This window comes from Mesorhizobium loti R88b (assembly GCF_013170845.1).
Classification (GTDB): domain Bacteria; phylum Pseudomonadota; class Alphaproteobacteria; order Rhizobiales; family Rhizobiaceae; genus Mesorhizobium; species Mesorhizobium loti_B.
The window spans coordinates 930,809-948,485 of record NZ_CP033367.1; the positions used below are offsets into that span (position 1 = coordinate 930,809).

Below are 17,677 nucleotides of genomic sequence, written 5' to 3' on the forward strand. Positions count from 1 at the left end.
CGGTTAGCGGGCCGTCAGGGGTGTTGCGACCTATAGGGGCAGTTCAACGCCATGACAAGCAAGCCGTTCTGTTAGCCGTCACGCGAAGCCCGAGGTAGCCATGGAAAGCCAGACCATCGTCGAAGCCCTGCTGCTCGGCCTGCTGGAGGGGCTGACCGAGTTCATTCCGGTGTCCTCGACCGGCCATATCCTGCTCGCCGGCCATTTCCTCGGCTTCCAGTCGACCGGCAAGGCCTTCGAGATCCTGATCCAGCTCGGCGCCATCCTGGCGATCCTCAGCGTCTATTTCCGCCGCCTGTGGCAGATGCTGCTCGACCTGCCGCATGACCGGCTGACGCGGCATTTCGTCATCGGCATCCTGATCGCCTTCCTGCCGGCGGCGATCATCGGCGCGCTGGCGCACGATTTCATCAAGACAGTGCTGTTCGAATCGCCAAGGCTGATCTGCATCATGCTGATCATCGGCGGTGTCATCCTGTTGGCGGTCGACCGCATGAACCTGAAGCCGGTTTATCGCGACGTCGAGCGCTTCCCGACCAGGCTTTACCTGCAGATCGGGCTTTTCCAGTGCCTGTCGCTGATCCCTGGCACGTCGCGCTCCGGCTCGACCATCGTCGGCGCCCTGCTCTTGGGCGTCGACAAGCGCGCGGCGGCGGAATTTTCGTTCTTCCTCGCCATCCCGACCATGGTCGGCGCCTTTGCCTTCGACCTGTTCAAGAACCGCAATGTGCTGACATCAGCCGATTTGCCGATCATCGCCATCGGCTTCGTCGCCGCCTTCATCACGGCGCTGGTCGTCGTGCGCTACCTGCTCGATTACGTCTCGCGCAACGGCTACTCGCTGTTCGGCTGGTGGCGACTGGTGGTGGGGATTGTTGGGCTGGTGGCGTTGATGATTTGGGGATAACCCTGCCAGTTGCAGGGGATCAACGAAACTGCATAATTCCACATATGACCACGTATGCTGATGTGGACGGAGTTATCGACGCTTGGGTCAGGGCGACGGACTCACCCTTTTTACCGAATGGGCAGGCAAGCCAGCGAGATTTTTTCATATTGGCGGCACTCGATCGTTCGAGTGCTTCCAAATTTCCATTGGCCTTCCAGACTCCGATGAGATTGCTGTGTCCGCACGAGCAATAGACACCTACGACGATTCCGAAATGGAAATGGATCGGACGTGGCAGGGGCCGGTTTCGGAATTGAACGAGATGCTGGCGACCGCAGTGGCTACTGTCAGACAATGGAAAGCACGCTGGGACGTTGCCCACTAGCCCGTACCGTCGCTCCCTCTAATTCCTTCCATAAAACGCATTCTCGACATGCACCGGCCAGCGCCAGGGCAGCACCGCGACCATGTCGAAGCGCATCGACAGTTTGCCATAGTCCGCCTGGCGCGACAGCCAGATGTCGGCGGCGGCTTCGATGCGGCGCTCCGATTCGTGGCCGATCGCCTCCATGGCTTCCATCAGCGTGCGGCGCGCCTTGACCTCGACGAACAGCACGAGGTCGCCGCGCCGGGCGATCAGGTCGATCTCGCCGAAGCGCGTGCGGTGGCGGCGGGCGAGGATGCGGTAGCCTTTCAGCATCAGCGCGGCAGCAGCCAGCCATTCGCCGCGATGGCCGCGCCGATAGGCTTTTTGGCGGCTTGCGCGCGGGCGCTCAGCCACCGTCGCCTTCTCCCGAGGCATCTCTGAGCTCCAGCAGCCGTCGGTAGAGCGCCTGCTTCTGGCCGCCGGTCATTTTCGCGGCTTCCGCTGCCGCCTTGGAGGCCGGCATTTCGGCGGCCAGCGACAACAGCAGCCGGTCGATGTCGGCGGGCTCGTCCGCCTTGGCCTCGGCCGGACCGACACAGACGACAATCTCACCCTTCGGCGTGTCGGCCGCCGCATAATGGTCGGCCAGCACCTGCAGCGTGCCGATGCGCATTTCCTCGAAGGTCTTGGTGAGCTCGCGGCCGATCGCAGCTTTGCGCTCGCCGCCGAGCGCTTCGACCATGGCGCCGAGCGACTCGGCCAGCCGGCGCGGCGATTCAAAGAAGATCAGCGTCGCCGGCACGGCTTTCAGCGCTTCCAGCCGTGTCAGCCGCTGACCCGTCTTCACCGGCAAAAATCCGGCGAACAGGAAGGCGTCGGACGGCAGGCCGGACGCCGTCAGTGCCGCAAGCGGCGCCGACGGGCCGGGAATCGGTACGACGCGAATGCCATGGTCAAGCGCCTCGCCGACCAGCCGGTAGCCAGGATCGGAGACCAGCGGCGTGCCGGCATCGGAAATCAGCGCTACGCTCTGGCCGGCCTGAAGGGCCGCGATCAGCTTCGGCCCGGCCTCGCCGGCATTGTGCTCGTGATAGGCCGTGGTGCGACGGCGAATGCCGTAGCGGTCGAGCAATACGCGCGACACCCGCGTATCCTCGCAAGCGACTATATCAGCGGCGGCCAGCGTCTCCAGCGCGCGCAGCGTGATGTCGGCCAGATTGCCGATCGGGGTGGCCACCAGATAGAGTGCCGGTTCGAGCGGCCGCGCCGTTATCTCGGTCTGGCCGACCACATAGCTGCGCTTGCTCGTTTCGCCCGTCACTGATCGAGTCTCCATTCAGCCCTGTTTGGCACGGCTATCGCAGGCTTGCAAAAGCTCACTCCGATTGGCCGAAAAGCCGCATTTCAAGATGCGCTTCTCCGGTCTTGGCGGGTACGAGCCTATCGTGCACTTTGATCAGCCGTTTGAGCAGGCGGTTGTAGGTGAGGTGGACGACCCTGCCGTCGGCCAGGTCAAACTCGACGCTTGCCCATCGCTTGATCGGAGCTCGTCCTGTCGGCGGCCCCAGCCTTCGTATCTGGACACCGAGCCTCACGTTGCGATCGGCCATCCGGAGATAAATGCCGGGCACCGTTCCCAAGACGCGCCACAGCCGCGCGACATGCTCCATCGGCATCGAGGACAGGACCATCATATGGGCGGGTTCGAGCTCAGCCCAGATGAAGTCACCCTCCGGCTGCGGCATGCCCGACAGGGTGCCTCGGCAATAGGCCGGCACCGCGCCGCTCACAAGCATCCGGAAAGCGGTTCCGGTGCTATGCGCCAGGCTCTGCTTCGACGCCCAATCCGCTTCGGAAAACGCCACCTGCGCGAGAATGTCACCCTCGTCGTAACCTGCCGACATCCTGTGCAGCGTCACCCCGCCATAAACCGCATGCTGGCCATCAACGACCAGCCGATGCAAGGGGTGCGGACCACGGTAGTTGGGCAGCAACGCCGGATGAAGATTGAGCCCGCCCATGCGAAAGCCGGCAAGCGCATCCTGTGGGACCAACCTCGGAAAGGCATAGGAGATCAGCACATCGGCTTCGATGCCGGACAATTGGCGCCGAAGCACGTCCCAATCATATGGCTTGCCAAATTCGATCAGCCTGGTCGGAATGTTGCCCAGATATCGTTTGAGCAAAAGCCTGCGCTGCAGCCTTCGTCTGATATTGCCGACACTGAAACCCTTTGGCCGGCGTCGGAAGCCAGGCACGACAATAGCGCCGATTCGGTTGCCAGACTGTACCCATCCAGCCAGCAGCGGACCCGTATATCTATCGATGTTCAGCAAGAAAACGGCTGTAACCGGTCCGTTCTGGCTGACATCACCGTCTGCTTGGACACTGATACCGGTCGACGCAGGGGGAGGCTGCTCCATCCTATCGAGCCCTTCGCCATCGTTGCGCTACGCAAAGGAATAGCAGTGCAGCGGTTGCCTCCAGCTGGCAACCGGAAAAGCTTTCCGTGTCTTCGTGGGCATCCGCCACCGGATACTCCGGCCCGAGGACCCTCTGCTCGCGACTTGACAAGATGAGACAACGCAAGGAATCTCAGCCATCAAGGGAAAGCGGGAGTATGCCATGAAGAAAATCTACCAAAAGCCTGTGCTGGTTAAGAGAGAGCGGCTATCGGCTGTCGTTGCTTTGGGGTCGCCTCCGTCCAAGACGCCGGGCTGACGATCCTGACCTGATACCGGCCTGGTGTGATACCGGAAGCCCGCTGGTTCCGTCCGGCGGGCTTTTTGTTTGCTGAGCCGAACATCGGGGCCGTGGCGGGAGTGAAGGTCGATGTGAAATTCCCGCCATTCCTTTGCCACAGTGGGGAACGAAACCGGCATTGGCAGATTTAGCCCCTGATTCCTAAAGGGAGGACAGGATGGACAGCCTGACGATACAGGACGCTTTCGAGCCCTATTATGCCGGCCGCAACCGCGTTGCCGCGCGCCCGGACAAGCGGCTGACTGCCAAGACCGACGCCAGCCTGACCAGGCGGGCCACAAGCGCCCTGTCGACCGCCTTGCCGACGAACGCCAAGCTTTCCGACAATGAACCCGACAGCACGACGGAGCACTGACCGGACGATGCCCAATCGCTTCGATATATTCATCACCCGTCTTGAAACGAAAACCGCCAGGGAAGGCGTGCCGCCACATGCGATGAACGACCAGCACAGCGTTCGCCGCGAAAAGGCCGATGCCAAACCGGCCCGAAACGGAACGGCACATGCCGAGAAGGATCGCGGCAAGCGCCGTTTCAAGCACGACGCCTGACCCTTCGACGGACTGAGACCGTTCGGCCTTCGTCATCGTGGCGGAGCAGGAACGAAGGTTACCCCAGATACCGTGAAACGCGTGCCTTCAGAAGGCTAATCAATTCCAGGTCCATGAAGTCGTACTCGTCCGGTATGTCGAGACAAATGACGCGAGCCTTTTCCAAGCTCGCCTTGAATTTATTCTGCAGCTTGGTGCGATGCGCCTTTTCCATGACGAAGATGATGTCGGCCCACGCCACCAGCTCATGGGTCAGCGGCGTATCCGCATCATGATTTGTCCCCGCCGACGCGACTTCGATATCCTGGCGCTTGGAGAACACCTGCTCGGCGGTCGGGCTGCGCAAGCGGTTCTGGCTGCAGACGAAGAGGATTTTCTTCATGAGGTTAGCGCGCCAGGTCCGCCACCACGGCGTCGAGCACGATCATGCCGGCTGGCGTGGCGCGCAGGCGCGCATTGCCGATCGATGCCACCAGCCCCTCGCCCTGCAGCATCGACAGCCGCGCGCTCGACAGGCCGCGGCCTGAAAACGCCTCGTAGCGCTGGAGGTCGATGCCCTCGGCGAGTCTGAGCCCCATCAGCAGGAATTCGTCGGCCTCTTCCGAGCGTGTCAGGATCTCGCCGCCGGTGATGCCGTGGCCCTTGGCCTCGACCAGATTGGCCCAGGTTTCCGGCATCCGCTCGGCGATCGTCACCGTTCGGCGGCCATTCTCGACGAAGCGGCCATGCGCGCCGGGGCCGACGCCGACATATTCGCCATAGCGCCAGTAGGTCAGATTGTGACGACTCTCGGCGCCTGGCCTGGCATGGTTGGAAATCTCATAAGCCGGCAAACCATGTGCGGCTGTGATCTCCTGCGTCAACGAATAGAGGTCGGCGGCATGGTCGTTGTCAGGGATGATGAACTTCTTTGCCGCATGCAGCGCGTGGAAGGGCGTGCCTTCCTCGATGGTCAGCTGATAGAGCGACAGGTGGTCGGCGGCGTGGCCGATGGCCTGTTCGAGCTCGGATGCCCAAGCTTCCGGCGTCTGGCCCGGCCGGGCGTAGATCAGGTCGAAGGATAGCCGTGGAAAGATCTCGCGCGCCAGCCCGATCGCATGCAGCGCTTCCTCGACATTGTGCAGGCGGCCGAGGAAGCGCAGATCCTTGTCGTTGAGTGCCTGCACGCCCAGCGAGACGCGGTTGACGCCTGCTGCTCTATAACCACGAAACCGTTCGGCCTCGACCGAGGACGGATTGGCCTCCAGCGTCACCTCGATGCCATCCGGCACCGTCCAGTTTTTCGCCACCGCGTCCAGAACCCTGGCCACGGTTTCCGGCTTCATCAGCGACGGCGTGCCACCGCCCAGAAAAATGCTGGTCACCTCGCGCGGCCCGGTGCGCTGTCGCATCGTCGCCAGTTCCGCCTCGAAGGCGGCAGCAAAGCGCTCCTGGTCGACCGGCTGGTGGCGGACATGGCTGTTGAAGTCGCAATAGGGGCACTTGGCCGCGCAGAACGGCCAATGGATATAGACGCCGAAACCGGGCGCCCGGTCGAGCAGCATGCTCATGCCTCTCCCAATCTCGCTTTGGCGAATTTCTGGAAAGCGCGGGCACGGTGCGACAGGGCGGTGGCCTGGCCGGGCTTCCAGCCGTGTTTTTCCTCGGCCGTCATCTCGCCGAAAGTCTTGTCGAAACCATCGGGCAAGAACACCGGATCGTAGCCGAAACCGAGCTCGCCGCGCGGCGGCCAGACCAGCATGCCTTCGGCCTCGCCGCGATAATACTCGGCCTCGCCATCGGGGAAAGCCAGGCAGATGACGGCGACAAAGCGGCCCTTGCGCTGTTCGGCCGAGGCGGCGCCGACTTCCTGCAACGCCACTTCGGTGCGCTGCATGGCCATGGCGAAATCTCTGCTGCCATCCGGGGTTTCGGCCCAGTTGGCGGTGTAGACGCCGGGCGCGCCGTCGAGCGCGTCGACGCAGAGGCCCGAATCATCCGACAGCGCCGGCAGGCCGGTCGCCTTTGCGGCGGCCAGCGCCTTGATGTAGGCATTCTCCTCGAAGGTGGTGCCGGTTTCGTCCGGCTCGGGCAGGCCATAGTCCTTGGCCGACTTCGCCTCGAAGCCGAACGGTCCCATCAAATCGGCGAATTCGCGCAGCTTGCCGGCATTGTGGCTGGCGACGACGATCTTCTTGCCATCAAGAGAATGCATCAAAGGCCCCAGATCCTTGGCTCGGCGAACTCGATCGAATTGCCCGAGGGGTCGCGTATATAGATCGAACGGCCGCCTTGCGGCCATTCGAATTCGCTTTCGATGGCGATTCTTTTTGCCCCCAGATGCGCTTTCCAGCCGGCGATCTCGTCGGCGGTTGCCGAAAAGCAGAGATGACCCTCACCGACCGTGCCATGCGGCGGCACCGGCAGCCGGGCGTCCGGCGCAGGAGGTATTTTGGTCGCCTCGGCGTTGAAGATGAGCAGAACGCCGGGGCCACAGCGAAAGAAGAGATGGCGGCCGTCGACCTTGCCGAGGAGGGTGAGGCCGAGAATGTCGACGTAAAATTCTTCCGCCGCCGTCAGATCGGTGACGTACAGGGCTGATTCCAGGATGGCGGAGGGTTTCACCAGAAAACCAATGGCCTAAGCCACCGCCATCTGCTGCAAACTCACCAGCCGTTGGATGCCTTTCTTGGCCAGACTCATCAACTCCCCGAACTGCCCTTCCGAAAAAGGCTCGCCCTCGGCGGTGCCCTGGATCTCGACGACGCCGCCCTTGCCGGTCATGACGAAATTGGCGTCGGTGCCGGCCGAGGAATCCTCGAGATAGTCGAGGTCGATGACCGGCTGGCCGTCATGAATGCCGCAGGAAATCGCCGCGACATGGTCTTTCAGCACCTTGGCGACGCTGGCCATCTGGCGGGCTTCCATCCAGCGCAGGCAATCATAGAGCGCGACCCAGCCGCCGGTGATCGAGGCGGTGCGGGTGCCGCCATCGGCCTGGATGACGTCGCAGTCGACGGTGATCTGCTGTTCGCCCAGCGCCTGCAAATCGACCACGGCGCGGAGCGAGCGGCCGATGAGGCGCTGGATTTCCAGCGTGCGGCCGCCCTGCTTGCCGGCGGAGGCCTCGCGGCGCATGCGTTCGCCGGTCGAGCGCGGCAGCATGCCATATTCAGCCGTGACCCAGCCCTTGCCGGAATTGCGCATCCAGCCCGGTACTTTCTCCTCGAGACTGGCGGTGCAAAGCACATGCGTGTCGCCGAACTTCACCAGGCACGAGCCTTCGGCATGCTTGGAGACGCCGCGCTCGAAGGAGATGGCGCGCATTTCGTCGAATTGGCGTTTGGAGGGGCGCATTCAGGCTCTTTCCCGTCATTTTTTTGAATCGTGGCCGGCTTGTAGCTCCACCAAGCCCATGGCGCAAAGGAAAATGGCCGGGCGATCTGACACAGACACCGGGTTGCGCCCACCGCACCGAAGTCTATATCCTTAGGGCGGAGGTTTTTTGGCCGTATGACCAAGGCAGTCGATCCCAGTTCGCAGTCGCCGGCGCTTCAATCCCTCGACATGCGTTCCCGTGACATCTTCCGGCGCATCGTCGATTCCTATCTCAGGGATGGTGAACCCGTGGGCTCGCGCAGCCTGTCGCGCATCCTGCCGTCCTCGCTGTCGCCGGCCACCATTCGCAACGTGATGAGCGATCTCGAACATCTCGGGCTGATCTACGCTCCCCATATCTCGGCCGGCCGGCTGCCGACGCAGGCCGGCCTGCGTTTCTTCGTCGACGCCTTCATGGAGCTAGGCGACCTCTCCGACGAAGAGCGCCGCACCATCGAGGCGCAGGTGCGGGCCTCCGGCTCGGGCGCGACGCTGGAGCACATGCTGACCGAGGCCAGCCAGATGCTGTCGGGCATGTCGCGCGGCGCCGGCCTGGTGCTGGCCGCCAAGAACGAAGTGGCGCTGAAGCATATCGAGTTCATCCAACTCGAGCCGACCAAGGCGCTTGCCGTGCTGGTGTCGCAGAATGGCGACGTCGAGAACCGCGTCGTCGAGTTGCCCGCCGGCATCACCGTCTCGCAACTGCATGAAGCCTCGAATTTCCTCAACGCCCATATCAGGGGCCGCACGCTGGCCGAGGCGCGCATCGAGATCGCCCGCATCAAGGAAGAGACCAGGGCTGCCCTCGACACGCTGTCGCAGGATCTGGTCGAAAAGGGGCTGGCAGTGTGGGCGGGCGCCGATAGCGGCCTGCCGGCACGGCTCATCGTGCGCGGTCGCGCGAATCTGCTCGAAAACGTCACCGCCCAGGCGGATATCGAACTGCTGCGGCATCTGTTCGAGGACATGGAGACGCAGGACGGGCTGATCCAGCTGCTTGATCTCGCTGAAGAGGGATCAGGCGTGCGCATCTTCATCGGTTCGGAAAACAAGCTGTTTTCGCTGTCGGGCTCGTCGCTGGTCGTCGCGCCCTATCGCGACAAGGATGCCCGCGTCGTCGGCGCGCTCGGCGTCATTGGCCCGACCCGGCTGAATTACGCGCGCATCGTGCCGATGGTCGATTATACGGCGCAACTGATATCGCGCATGCTTCGTTGAGCTGATCTAACCGAGGAGACGACGATGGCGCTCGAAGAAATCAAGGCCCGGATCAGCCTGCTGCTGGAAGAGATGGTCAACCAGCCGGAAGACGTGCGCGAGGTGCAGGAGCAACGGCGCGAGAAACTGCGCGAAATGCGCGCCATGGGCCTGCCACTGCCGGCCGATCTCGTCGAACTGGAAAGCCGCCTCGACAGCGACCTCGACGCCACGGAGGCCTGAGCGGCAACTACTAGTCAGACGTGTAGCGCGGAACAACCGGCGATGCCGGTCGTTGCTCTGGCCACAGCCATATTTCGTTGCTGGACACGCTTGGAGGAATTCCATGATCCGAATTGCCTCGGTCACGGCCATCCCCATCAGCATCTTGATCGCCAGCTCTGCCTTCGCGGCCGATCAACCGGTGCTGAAGGGTCCGGCCGCCTTCGGCGACTGGCGCGCCGACAAGCCCGGCGTGCGCCGGCTGATCAAGCCGGAAGACCTACCGAAGCCCTATGTCACCAAATCCGCTTCGAACAGCGCCGGTCTTGCCGACATGCCGACAGGCGCGAAGCCGCAATTGCCGCCCGGCTTTTCCGCCGAGCTGATCGCGTCCGGCATCGACAATCCGCGCGTCGTGCGCGTGGCACCCAATGGCGACCTGTTCGTCGCCGACAGCGAGGCCAACCAGATCCGCGTCTATCGTCTTGCCGAGGGCAGTGCGAAACCCGTCGAGAACGGCGTCTTTGCCGGCAATCTCAACCAACCCTATGGCATCGCCTTCTATCCGCCGGGCGACGACCCGCAATGGGTCTATGTCGCCAACAGCGACAGCATCGTGCGCTTCGCCTACCGCAAGGGCGACCTGAAGGCATCAGGCGAACCGGAAACCATCGTCGACAACATTCCATCGAACCATCACTGGACCCGCGATATCGTTTTCTCACGGGACGGCAAGACGCTCTATCTGTCGGTCGGCTCCGGCTCGAACGTCGCCGAGGATATGGGCAAGGCGCCGGATGGCGGCCTCGACGCGTGGCTCAAGTCGAAGCCGCTGGGTGCGACATGGGGCTCCGAGGACGGCCGCGCCGACGTGCTGGCCTTCGATCCGGATGGCAAGAACGGCCGCATCGTCGCCACCGGCCTGCGCAACTGTTCGGGCATGACCATCCAGCCGGCGACCGGCGCGCTGTGGTGCGTCGTCAACGAGCGCGACGCGCTGGGCGACAATGTGCCGTCCGAATACGCCACGTCGATCAGGGAAGGCGCCTTCTACGGTTGGCCCTGGTACTACATCGGCAACCACGAGGATCCACGCCACAAGGGCGAGCGCCCCGATCTGGCCGGCAAGGCCACCATTCCCGATGTGCTGATGCAGGCGCATTCGGCGCCGCTCAACATCGCCTTCTATACCGGCAAGGATTTTCCCCAGGAGTATCAGGGCGATGCCTTCGTTGCCCTGCACGGCTCCTGGAATCGCGGCAATCGGACCGGCTACAAGGTGGTGCGTTTGCTGTTCAAGGACGGCAAGCCGACCGGCGAATACGAGGATTTCATGACCGGCTTCGTCGTCTCCAACGGCGAGGTGTGGGGAAGGCCGGTCGGCGTGGCGGTCGCAAACGACGGTGCGCTGATCGTGACCGAGGACGGCAACGGCACCATCTGGCGCATCACCCATGGCAACAGCCACTCCTGAGCGCTTGACCCTCGCCCTGGTGCAATAGAATCCGGCTGAAGGGAATTCACCGCCGCCTGACTTCGTGCGACAAGGCGCAGTCACAACAGCATCGCGTCCCGAACGTGCAAGGCCGCATCCATGACCCTCACCGGCTTCCTCGCCTACAGTGCCGCGCTTGGCATCGCCGCCGCCATTCCCGGTCCCGGCGTAACAGCACTTGTCGCGCGGGCGCTCGGCTCCGGCTTCCGCTCGTCTCTGGCCATGTCGTTCGGCCTGATGCTGGGCGACCTTACCTACCTGACCGCAGTGGTGCTCGGCCTCGCCTTTGTCGCGCAGACCTTCGGCATGGTGTTCCTGGCCATCAAATGGGCAGGGGTCGCCTATCTCGCCTTCCTCGGCTGGCGCTTCTGGACCGCCGGCATCACGCCTGAAACCATTGAAGCCCGGAAGGGCAAGGCTGGATTCGTTTCGAGTTTCGCGGCAGGCCTCACCGTGACGCTCGGCAATCCGAAGACGATGATCTTCTACCTCGCCATCACGCCGACCATCGTCGACCTCAAGACGATCACGCTGGCCGATTACGGTATTGTCGTCGCGCTGACCGTGGTCGTCCTGTTCATCGTGCTGGTGCCTTACCTGGCACTGGCCGCCAAGGCGCGCTGGTTCCTGAAGTCGCCGCGCGCGCTGAAGGTGCTGAACCGCACCGCCGCCGGCTTCATGGTCGGCGCCGCGGCAGCGATCGCCGCCCGCCAATAGGGTCCTTTCGGCCAAAATATTCCAGATATCGACCTTCCCGGAAAACCCTTTTCCGGGGCGATGACGTTTTAGACACAGGCCCCACTCGGATATTTTCCGTCGTCGGTCTATCTTGCGCGATCGAAGGCCCTATCTTGCCGCCACTTGCCTGAAATCCTGGGAGCGAAACCAATGAACAAGCCTGTCACCTCCGCCCGCGTCCCCGGCCGCGGCCGCATCTACGATTCCATCACCGATACGATCGGCGATACACCGCTGGTGCGGCTCGACAAATTCGCCAAGGAGAAGGGCATCGTTGCCAATCTCATTGCCAAGCTAGAATTCTTCAATCCGATCGCCTCGGTCAAGGACCGCATCGGCGTGGCGATGATCGAAGCGCTGGAGGCAGCCGGCAAGATTTCACCCGGCAAGACGACGCTGGTCGAACCGACCTCGGGCAATACCGGCATCGCGCTTGCCTTCGCCGCCGCCGCCAAGGGCTACAAGCTGATCCTGACCATGCCGGAGACGATGTCGGTCGAGCGCAGAAAAATGCTGGCGCTGCTCGGCGCCGAACTGGTGCTGACCGAAGGCCCGAAAGGCATGAAGGGCGCCATCGCCAAGGCCGACGAACTGGCCGCGACGATCCCCAACGCCATCATCCCGCAGCAATTCGAAAACCCCGCCAATCCGGAAATCCATCGCACGACGACGGCCGAGGAGATCTGGAATGACACTCAGGGCGAGGTCGACATCTTCGTCGCCGGCATCGGCACCGGCGGCACCATCACCGGCGTCGGCCAGGTGCTGAAGAAGCGCAAGCCCTCGGTACAGATCGTCGCGGTCGAGCCGGAAGCCTCGCCGGTGCTGTCGGGTGGCCAGCCCGGCCCGCACAAGATCCAGGGCATCGGCGCCGGCTTCGCGCCAAAAATCCTCGACACAACGATCTATGACGAGATCGTCAAGGTCTCGAATGAGGATTCGGTCGCCAATGCGCGTCTCGTCGCCCGCCTTGAAGGCGTGCCGGTCGGCATCTCATCGGGCGCTGCCCTGCAGGCGGCGATCGTCGTCGGCTCGCGGCCGGAGAACAAGGGCAAGACCCTGGTGGTGATCATCCCGTCCTTCGCCGAACGCTATCTGTCGACGATCCTGTTCGAAGGACTGGGGGCCTGACGCCAGGCGGGCGCGGGTGAATCCCGGACCGCCTTACAATCTGCCGGCGAAGTTGCCGACTAGGCGCACCACCTCGTCGAGCTTCTCTATATGTGGGAAATGGCCGGCTTCGGCGATCCGCTCGAAATTGGCACCGGCGATGCTGCCGGCATAGCGCCGGCCATAGTCGATATCCACGATGCGGTCGCTTTCGCCCCATGCGACGATGGTCGGCACGGGCATTCGTGCCAGCCGCGACCTGAGCGTTGGCTCAACCATGAAATCCTCGCCGGAATAGAGCCGCAAGGTCTTCTGGTTTTCCGCCATGGCGGCGACGGCGTCCGGGCCCGATGGGGCAAGCGCGTAGAGCTGCGGATTGTGGAAGGCCAGCGCCGAGCGTTCCGCCGGCGGCAGCGTCGTCGGGTCGGTGATCGGCCGCCCCGCCGGGTCCGGATCGATCCCAACCGCATTGAGAAGGACCAGCCCGGCGATGCGGGGCGACTGGCGAAGCGCCATTTCGGCGGCGATCCAGCCGCCGGCCGAGTTGCCGACCAGCACCACATCCGTCAGGTCCAACCACTCGATCAAAGCGAGGTAGGCAAGCGCCAGATCGTTGATGCTGGCAAAGCCCTGCGGGCGCGGCTCGCCATCGAAACCCGGATGCGTCGGCACGATCGCACGGCCGTTTTTGGAAAGCGCCTGCGCGAGACCCGACATCGAACCTGCCCCGGCGCCGCCGTGCAGGAGCAGGAACGGCCGACCTTGCCCCTGATCGGAGATGGTTACGGGAACGGTTTCGGCCAACAGGCTCAATTGCTGTTTCGACATCGTGAAATCTCCCGTTGGTGGGTTGACTGTCTCAACATATTTATATAAACTTGTTGATATGTCAAGCTCCCCTGAAGCACTCGGTCTTTCGGTCAAGAAACTCCAGCACCGTCACCATCGGGCGGCAGACACGGCGCTATCCGAGCTGGGGATCAGCCTTGTGCAGTGGAATGCGCTGCGCGAGATCGACCGCAACCCCGGCGCCACGATGCACGCGCTGGCAGTGCTGACATTCAATTCCGATCAGGCTTTCGGCACGCTGGCGATCCGGTTGCTCCGCCAGGGCTGGATCGAGCGCCAGATCGGCCCGGGCCGCGCCAACGCACATCGCCTTACAGCCGAAGGCGAGGCGATGCTGCAGCGTGGGCGTAAACGCGTTCTCGATATTGTCGCCAGGTCATTCTCCCCCCTTAGCCAAGAGGAGCGGGAGAGCCTGATGCGGTTGCTCAACAAATTGCTGGAGCACGGCCTGGACGATCCTTCGGAGGACCCGCTGGCCCGCTGAAAAGCTTGCCGTGGCGCCTGCAGCCGGCTTGAGCGGCAACCTGCTTCCGGTTCATATCCCCATCGGCCCGCTCTGTTCGGGCCAGGGGAGGAATTCATGTACAAGCTCTACACCCGTCCGGGCAGCGGCGGCTTCGTCGTCGAGGCGGCGCTGGCGCTGGCGAACGCGCCATTCGAACAAATCGACGTGCCGAAATCCGACCGGCCCGATCCGGCCTTCCTCGACATCAGCCCGCTGAACCAGGTGCCGGTGCTGACCTTGCCGGACGGCAGCTCGATGACCGAATCGGCGGCAATCTGCATCCTGCTTGCCGAGCGCCATCCCGATGCCGGCCTGGCGCCGGCGGTCGACGCGCCGGCCCGCGCCGAGTTCCTGCGCTGGATGGCCTTCATGTCGTCGGTGCTCTACCCGGCGGTGCTGCGGCTCTACTACGCCTATCGCTACACGGCCGACGCCGACGGCACGAAAGCCGTCAAGCAGGCGGCAATCGCCGAGATGGACCGCGGCTTCGCCGTTCTCGATGCCGCCTTGCGCGGCCGTGACTGGCTGGTCGGCGAGGCGATGTCGCTGGCCGATATCTATCTCGTCATGCTGGTGGCGTGGCATCCCGACATCGATCGCGCCCGCGCGGCATGGCCAAACATTGAACGTCTATGGGCCCGGCTGCGCGACCATGCGTTGCTGAAGACGCTCAACATTTCGCACGAGATGTGGCCCGTCTAGAGCTCTTTGTTTTGGCGCGATTCCGGACAGAAAACCGTTACACACTTTCCTGGGATTGCTCTGAGCAGGCGGCTCAATTTCGCAGCAATGCGCGTTTGCCTTGCAGGAACCGGCGCACAGCCGGATCGCGCTCGAGGCCGATCGCCCTGTCATAGGCCTCGCTTGCCAGCGGTACCTGGCCCAGCCTGGCGAGGAGACCGGCTCGGGCCGCCCAAAAAGGCTGATACTCATTGAGCCGCTTGTCGTCGCCCAGCACGTAAAGGGCGGCCAGCCCGGCCAAAGCGCCCTCCGTCTCGGCAAGCGCCACGGCGCGGTTGATCGCCACCACCGGCGATCCAGCGATCAAAAGCAGCGCATCGTAGAGCTCGCGGATCGCCACCCAGTCGGTGCGGCCGGTCAGCCGTCGCGCCGCATGGGCCGACTGTACGGCCGCCTCGAGCTGGTAGCGGCCGATGGCGCCGCGCGCCGCGGCGTGGGACAGAAGCACCTCCGCCTCATCGATGAGAGCGCGATCCCACAGATCGCAATCCTGCTCCGCCAGCGGCACGAAGTCGCCTTCGGCACTGCGCCGTGCAGCGCGGCGCGCCTCGGCAAACAGCATCAACGCCAGCAGGCCAAGCGCTTCCGGCTCTTGCGGCATCAGCGTGGCCACCAGGCGGCCGAGCCAGATGCCTTCGGTGGCGAGGTTGCGCGCCCTGGTCTCCGTGCCGGCCGGATCCGACCAACCTTCGGCGAAGGCGGCGTAGATCGCCTCCAGCACGGCATCCAGCCGCTCGCCGAGCTCGGCCCGCTCGGGCACGCGGAACGGAATGCCGGTTTCGCGGATGCGGGTCTTGGCGCGCACCAGGCGCTGGCCCATCGTTGCCGGTGAGACCAGGAAGGCGGAGGCGATCGTGGCGGCATCGAAGCCCAGCACGGCCTGCAGGATCAGCGGCGCCCGCACGCCAGGTTCGATCGCCGGATGCGCGCAGGCAAACATCAGCCGCAACCGTTCGTCGGGCAGGTCTTCGTCGGTCATGCGCGCCTCCATCTCTTCGGCAATCAGCTTGAGATGATCACGGGCCGCCTCCCGGGTGAGCCGCCGGCGAACCGAATCAACGCGGCGACGACGCGCCACCGCCAACAGCCAGGCTTCCGGCTTTTCAGGCACGCCTGACCGCGGCCAGCGTTCGAGCGCGGCGGCAAAGGCGTCGGCCAGCGCATCCTCGGCGGCGGCCACATCACGCGTGCGCGCCGCGAGCCAGGCGACCAGCTTGCCATAACTCTGCCGGGCGGCGGCCTCAGCGGCCGCCCGGGCGATCTCCGGGCGACTGTCCATTACGCCGTCATTTCTGGGGCATGTAGTCGGCCAACTCCCAGATCGGCCGCAGCTCGACAGTGCCGGTGCTGGCCGCCGGACAGCGTGCCGCCCATTCGATGGCAGTATCGATGTCGGCCGCCTCGATCATGTAGAAGCCGGCAAGCTGCTCCTTGGTGTCGGCATAGGGGCCGTCGATCACGTGGGTCTTGCCGTCCGCGATCCGCACCGAGGTGGTCGCCTGGGTGGGACGCAGCCGCTCGCCGGCCAGCCATACGCCGGATTTCTTCAAGGCTTCGGTATAGGCGGTATAGGCCGCGCTCATCTGCTGGAGCTGCTCGACCGGCGTTTTCGCCAGTGCGGCTTCGTCGCCGTTGATCAAAAGTATGTATCGCATGGGTCTTCTCCCGTGGTTTGGAAGGCCGCGTCCTTGCGGGGCCAGACGTATGTCGCGCGGCAGCGCCTGATTTCGACAGGCTGCAGAAAAAACTTTCGGCCTTGATCGGGCACGGTGCAAGCCATCACCGCATGCACATCGACCATCCGCAAAAGAGCCTAAACGGCCACGACTCGATCCAGCCCATCAAATGCCTGAACCAGACATCTAGCCAAGGAACCGTCCTCTCAGCGCGGCCGATGGAATGTCGCAGCTGTCCTTTCGACCGAAGAGGGCGTAGCGATTTTTGGCGATGCGATTGTACAGCCAGTCGCGCAGCGGTCGTGGCAGCAGCAACAGCGCCTTCGCTACGCGCCATGGCCAGCTGAGTTCCGACATGACGGCGACAAGGCTGTCGAGGTGGGTGAAGAAGGCGCCGTCGATGAGGACGAGATTGGTTTCGTAGGAGTCCGTGCGCAGCCCATGCTTCCTGAACAGCGCCTCGCCAAACGGAGATTGGGCGGTGGCGAAGCGGAAGCGGCCCTGGCGGTCGAGCCTGACGACCATGCGCACGAAGCCGGAGCAGAGCACGCAGACGCCGTCGAAGACGATCAGCGGATGGCTTGCAGCGAAGGGTTTAGAGGGACGGTTTGGCTCGGTCACGCGGGCCTCGGCTGCTCATGTCCTGGGACACTAAGCCAGCCGGAGGCGGGATCAAAGACGTGGCGATGTCGCACGCCGTCTGTCGGCGAGCGCGGGGCGTTCGGAACGATAGGTGGTGGCGCGGGTCTCGGTGCCCGGCCTGCAGATACGGCTGTTGTGGCGGTTCTCGAACGTCATGGTCAGTGCGCACCCAGCGAGGTGCCGCGACGGGCGCAAGCCGGACCCGGGCCGCGCATGTAATAGCGCTCGGGCCGGTAGGTCGGCGCGATGAATTCGCGGATGGCCGCGGCATAGCCGATGAGGTGCGTAAGGAAGTTCATTTACCCTGTCCCTGTCCCGATTTTCGGATGTCCCTTCCGATTGACGGGCATCATAGCGTCGAGGCGTGAATAGTCGGTGAACACGATGTTAATATCTGGTCGAAAAGGCCTTGGTTCGTGGCCGGAATGCGGCTGATTCGGGGTCTTTCCGTGCAGTTCGTCGGCATTGCGCCCAATGTGACTTTTGCATCACATATGTTTCGTTTGAATGTCGCCTGCGCGCGCTTGTGTTTCAATTTTTGCCGCGCCCGTAAAATTTTCATTCTGGCCGCCGCG

The 17,677-nt window shown here is 63.6% G+C and carries 24 protein-coding genes; 11 read left to right on the forward strand and 13 right to left on the reverse strand.

The genetic code is table 11. The features are described 5' to 3' along the window. Window positions 1-100: 100 nt before the first annotated feature. Together EB235_RS04380 and EB235_RS04385 are read left to right on the forward strand one after the other, a co-directional pair. Window positions 101-907 (forward strand): undecaprenyl-diphosphate phosphatase, encoded by an 807-nt coding sequence (locus EB235_RS04380; protein ID WP_027032173.1) that lies wholly within the window; start codon window positions 101-103, stop codon window positions 905-907. A gap of 82 nt (window positions 908-989) precedes the next feature. Then, window positions 990-1,274 (forward strand): hypothetical protein, encoded by a 285-nt coding sequence (locus EB235_RS04385; RefSeq protein WP_027032172.1) that lies wholly within the window; start codon window positions 990-992, stop codon window positions 1,272-1,274. Window positions 1,275-1,292: 18 nt separating this feature from the next. On the opposite strand, the gene EB235_RS04390 is transcribed toward EB235_RS04385, so the two are convergent. The 3 genes from EB235_RS04390 to EB235_RS04400 are packed head-to-tail and all read right to left on the reverse strand — an operon-like array spanning window position 1,293 to window position 3,442. Further along, window positions 1,293-1,691, reverse strand: a complete 399-nt coding sequence (locus EB235_RS04390; RefSeq protein WP_080680881.1) for a YraN family protein — start codon at window positions 1,689-1,691, stop codon at window positions 1,293-1,295. Beyond that, on the reverse strand, window positions 1,663-2,577 hold the full coding sequence (rsmI, locus tag EB235_RS04395) for a 16S rRNA (cytidine(1402)-2'-O)-methyltransferase (RefSeq protein WP_027032170.1): 915 nt from the start codon (window positions 2,575-2,577) through the stop codon (window positions 1,663-1,665). The genes EB235_RS04390 and rsmI overlap by 29 nt, the downstream gene beginning before the upstream one ends. Before the next feature lie 55 nt (window positions 2,578-2,632). Beyond that, entirely contained in the window at window positions 2,633-3,442 is an 810-nt protein-coding gene (locus EB235_RS04400; RefSeq protein WP_027032169.1) for a formyltransferase family protein, read from the reverse strand. Window positions 3,443-4,176: 734 nt separating this feature from the next. Here EB235_RS04400 and EB235_RS04405 point away from each other — a divergent pair. Further along, the gene (locus EB235_RS04405) at window positions 4,177-4,374 is read left to right on the forward strand and encodes a hypothetical protein (RefSeq protein WP_027032168.1); all 198 of its coding nucleotides are present in this window, start codon (window positions 4,177-4,179) and stop codon (window positions 4,372-4,374) included. A gap of 7 nt (window positions 4,375-4,381) precedes the next feature. Beyond that, the gene (locus tag EB235_RS04410; protein WP_027032167.1) at window positions 4,382-4,570 is read left to right on the forward strand and encodes a hypothetical protein; all 189 of its coding nucleotides are present in this window, start codon (window positions 4,382-4,384) and stop codon (window positions 4,568-4,570) included. 58 nt (window positions 4,571-4,628) lie between these two features. On the opposite strand, the gene EB235_RS04415 is transcribed toward EB235_RS04410, so the two are convergent. The 5 genes from EB235_RS04415 to rph are packed head-to-tail and all read right to left on the reverse strand — an operon-like array spanning window position 4,629 to window position 7,906. After that, window positions 4,629-4,952, reverse strand: coding sequence for a low molecular weight protein tyrosine phosphatase family protein (locus tag EB235_RS04415; RefSeq protein WP_027032166.1), 324 nt, complete (start codon window positions 4,950-4,952; stop codon window positions 4,629-4,631). 4 nt (window positions 4,953-4,956) lie between these two features. Beyond that, complete coding sequence (hemW, locus tag EB235_RS04420; RefSeq protein WP_027032165.1) at window positions 4,957-6,120, reverse strand: radical SAM family heme chaperone HemW; 1,164 nt, start codon at window positions 6,118-6,120, stop codon at window positions 4,957-4,959. After that, window positions 6,117-6,764 (reverse strand): RdgB/HAM1 family non-canonical purine NTP pyrophosphatase, encoded by a 648-nt coding sequence (rdgB, locus tag EB235_RS04425; RefSeq protein WP_027032164.1) that lies wholly within the window; start codon window positions 6,762-6,764, stop codon window positions 6,117-6,119. The genes hemW and rdgB overlap by 4 nt, the downstream gene beginning before the upstream one ends. Then, window positions 6,764-7,174 (reverse strand): VOC family protein, encoded by a 411-nt coding sequence (locus EB235_RS04430; RefSeq protein WP_027032163.1) that lies wholly within the window; start codon window positions 7,172-7,174, stop codon window positions 6,764-6,766. Before EB235_RS04430 ends, rdgB begins: the two co-directional genes overlap by 1 nt. Window positions 7,175-7,189: 15 nt before the next feature. Then, a complete protein-coding gene (gene rph, locus EB235_RS04435) occupies window positions 7,190-7,906 on the reverse strand; it encodes a ribonuclease PH (protein WP_027032162.1) in 717 nt (238 codons plus the stop codon). 156 nt (window positions 7,907-8,062) lie between these two features. On the opposite strand from rph, the gene hrcA reads away from it, so the two are divergent. From hrcA to cysK, 5 genes are all read left to right on the forward strand, one after another. Continuing rightward, window positions 8,063-9,145: a heat-inducible transcriptional repressor HrcA gene (hrcA, locus tag EB235_RS04440; protein ID WP_027032161.1), complete on the forward strand. Its 1,083-nt coding sequence runs from the start codon at window positions 8,063-8,065 to the stop codon at window positions 9,143-9,145. Window positions 9,146-9,169: 24 nt separating this feature from the next. Then, a complete protein-coding gene (locus tag EB235_RS04445; protein ID WP_027032160.1) occupies window positions 9,170-9,367 on the forward strand; it encodes a hypothetical protein in 198 nt (65 codons plus the stop codon). Window positions 9,368-9,470: 103 nt separating this feature from the next. Next, window positions 9,471-10,820: a PQQ-dependent sugar dehydrogenase gene (locus EB235_RS04450; RefSeq protein WP_027032159.1), complete on the forward strand. Its 1,350-nt coding sequence runs from the start codon at window positions 9,471-9,473 to the stop codon at window positions 10,818-10,820. 120 nt (window positions 10,821-10,940) lie between these two features. Further along, complete coding sequence (locus EB235_RS04455) at window positions 10,941-11,558, forward strand: LysE family translocator (RefSeq protein ID WP_027032158.1); 618 nt, start codon at window positions 10,941-10,943, stop codon at window positions 11,556-11,558. 171 nt (window positions 11,559-11,729) lie between these two features. Then, entirely contained in the window at window positions 11,730-12,710 is a 981-nt protein-coding gene (gene cysK, locus EB235_RS04460; protein ID WP_027032157.1) for a cysteine synthase A, read from the forward strand. 33 nt (window positions 12,711-12,743) lie between these two features. Here the strand turns inward: cysK and EB235_RS04465 are convergent, their stop codons facing one another. Further along, on the reverse strand, window positions 12,744-13,517 hold the full coding sequence (locus EB235_RS04465; RefSeq protein ID WP_051429733.1) for an alpha/beta fold hydrolase: 774 nt from the start codon (window positions 13,515-13,517) through the stop codon (window positions 12,744-12,746). A gap of 160 nt (window positions 13,518-13,677) precedes the next feature. Between EB235_RS04465 and EB235_RS04470 the strand changes: the two genes are divergently transcribed. Beyond that, complete coding sequence (locus EB235_RS04470) at window positions 13,678-14,022, forward strand: MarR family winged helix-turn-helix transcriptional regulator (RefSeq protein ID WP_208603638.1); 345 nt, start codon at window positions 13,678-13,680, stop codon at window positions 14,020-14,022. A gap of 96 nt (window positions 14,023-14,118) precedes the next feature. Next, window positions 14,119-14,745, forward strand: a complete 627-nt coding sequence (locus EB235_RS04475) for a glutathione S-transferase family protein (RefSeq protein WP_027032154.1) — start codon at window positions 14,119-14,121, stop codon at window positions 14,743-14,745. Window positions 14,746-14,818: 73 nt separating this feature from the next. On the opposite strand, the gene EB235_RS04480 is transcribed toward EB235_RS04475, so the two are convergent. The 4 genes from EB235_RS04480 to EB235_RS04495 form a co-directional block, all read right to left on the reverse strand. Then, the gene (locus tag EB235_RS04480; protein WP_027032153.1) at window positions 14,819-16,063 is read right to left on the reverse strand and encodes an RNA polymerase sigma factor; all 1,245 of its coding nucleotides are present in this window, start codon (window positions 16,061-16,063) and stop codon (window positions 14,819-14,821) included. A gap of 7 nt (window positions 16,064-16,070) precedes the next feature. Continuing rightward, the gene (locus EB235_RS04485; RefSeq protein ID WP_027032152.1) at window positions 16,071-16,439 is read right to left on the reverse strand and encodes a YciI family protein; all 369 of its coding nucleotides are present in this window, start codon (window positions 16,437-16,439) and stop codon (window positions 16,071-16,073) included. Between the two features lie 207 nt (window positions 16,440-16,646). Further along, window positions 16,647-17,081: a thiol-disulfide oxidoreductase DCC family protein gene (locus EB235_RS04490; RefSeq protein ID WP_027032151.1), complete on the reverse strand. Its 435-nt coding sequence runs from the start codon at window positions 17,079-17,081 to the stop codon at window positions 16,647-16,649. A gap of 179 nt (window positions 17,082-17,260) precedes the next feature. Next, window positions 17,261-17,401, reverse strand: coding sequence for a hypothetical protein (locus EB235_RS04495; protein ID WP_080680878.1), 141 nt, complete (start codon window positions 17,399-17,401; stop codon window positions 17,261-17,263). Window positions 17,402-17,677 lie beyond the last annotated feature (276 nt).

Coding starts and splice junctions, on each gene's coding strand:
- EB235_RS04445 (WP_027032160.1), top strand. CDS start 9,170: ATGGCGCTCGAAGAAATCAAGGCCCGGATCAGCCTGCTGCTGGAAGAG.
- EB235_RS04495 (WP_080680878.1), bottom strand. CDS start 17,401: ATGAACTTCCTTACGCACCTCATCGGCTATGCCGCGGCCATCCGCGAA.
- hemW (WP_027032165.1), bottom strand. CDS start 6,120: ATGAGCATGCTGCTCGACCGGGCGCCCGGTTTCGGCGTCTATATCCAT.
- EB235_RS04455 (WP_027032158.1), top strand. CDS start 10,941: ATGACCCTCACCGGCTTCCTCGCCTACAGTGCCGCGCTTGGCATCGCC.
- EB235_RS04475 (WP_027032154.1), top strand. CDS start 14,119: ATGTACAAGCTCTACACCCGTCCGGGCAGCGGCGGCTTCGTCGTCGAG.
- EB235_RS04480 (WP_027032153.1), bottom strand. CDS start 16,063: ATGGACAGTCGCCCGGAGATCGCCCGGGCGGCCGCTGAGGCCGCCGCC.
- EB235_RS04405 (WP_027032168.1), top strand. CDS start 4,177: ATGGACAGCCTGACGATACAGGACGCTTTCGAGCCCTATTATGCCGGC.
- cysK (WP_027032157.1), top strand. CDS start 11,730: ATGAACAAGCCTGTCACCTCCGCCCGCGTCCCCGGCCGCGGCCGCATC.
- rph (WP_027032162.1), bottom strand. CDS start 7,906: ATGCGCCCCTCCAAACGCCAATTCGACGAAATGCGCGCCATCTCCTTC.
- rdgB (WP_027032164.1), bottom strand. CDS start 6,764: ATGCATTCTCTTGATGGCAAGAAGATCGTCGTCGCCAGCCACAATGCC.
- EB235_RS04410 (WP_027032167.1), top strand. CDS start 4,382: ATGCCCAATCGCTTCGATATATTCATCACCCGTCTTGAAACGAAAACC.
- hrcA (WP_027032161.1), top strand. CDS start 8,063: ATGACCAAGGCAGTCGATCCCAGTTCGCAGTCGCCGGCGCTTCAATCC.
- EB235_RS04485 (WP_027032152.1), bottom strand. CDS start 16,439: ATGCGATACATACTTTTGATCAACGGCGACGAAGCCGCACTGGCGAAA.
- EB235_RS04380 (WP_027032173.1), top strand. CDS start 101: ATGGAAAGCCAGACCATCGTCGAAGCCCTGCTGCTCGGCCTGCTGGAG.
- EB235_RS04415 (WP_027032166.1), bottom strand. CDS start 4,952: ATGAAGAAAATCCTCTTCGTCTGCAGCCAGAACCGCTTGCGCAGCCCG.
- EB235_RS04450 (WP_027032159.1), top strand. CDS start 9,471: ATGATCCGAATTGCCTCGGTCACGGCCATCCCCATCAGCATCTTGATC.
- EB235_RS04390 (WP_080680881.1), bottom strand. CDS start 1,691: ATGCCTCGGGAGAAGGCGACGGTGGCTGAGCGCCCGCGCGCAAGCCGC.
- EB235_RS04465 (WP_051429733.1), bottom strand. CDS start 13,517: ATGTCGAAACAGCAATTGAGCCTGTTGGCCGAAACCGTTCCCGTAACC.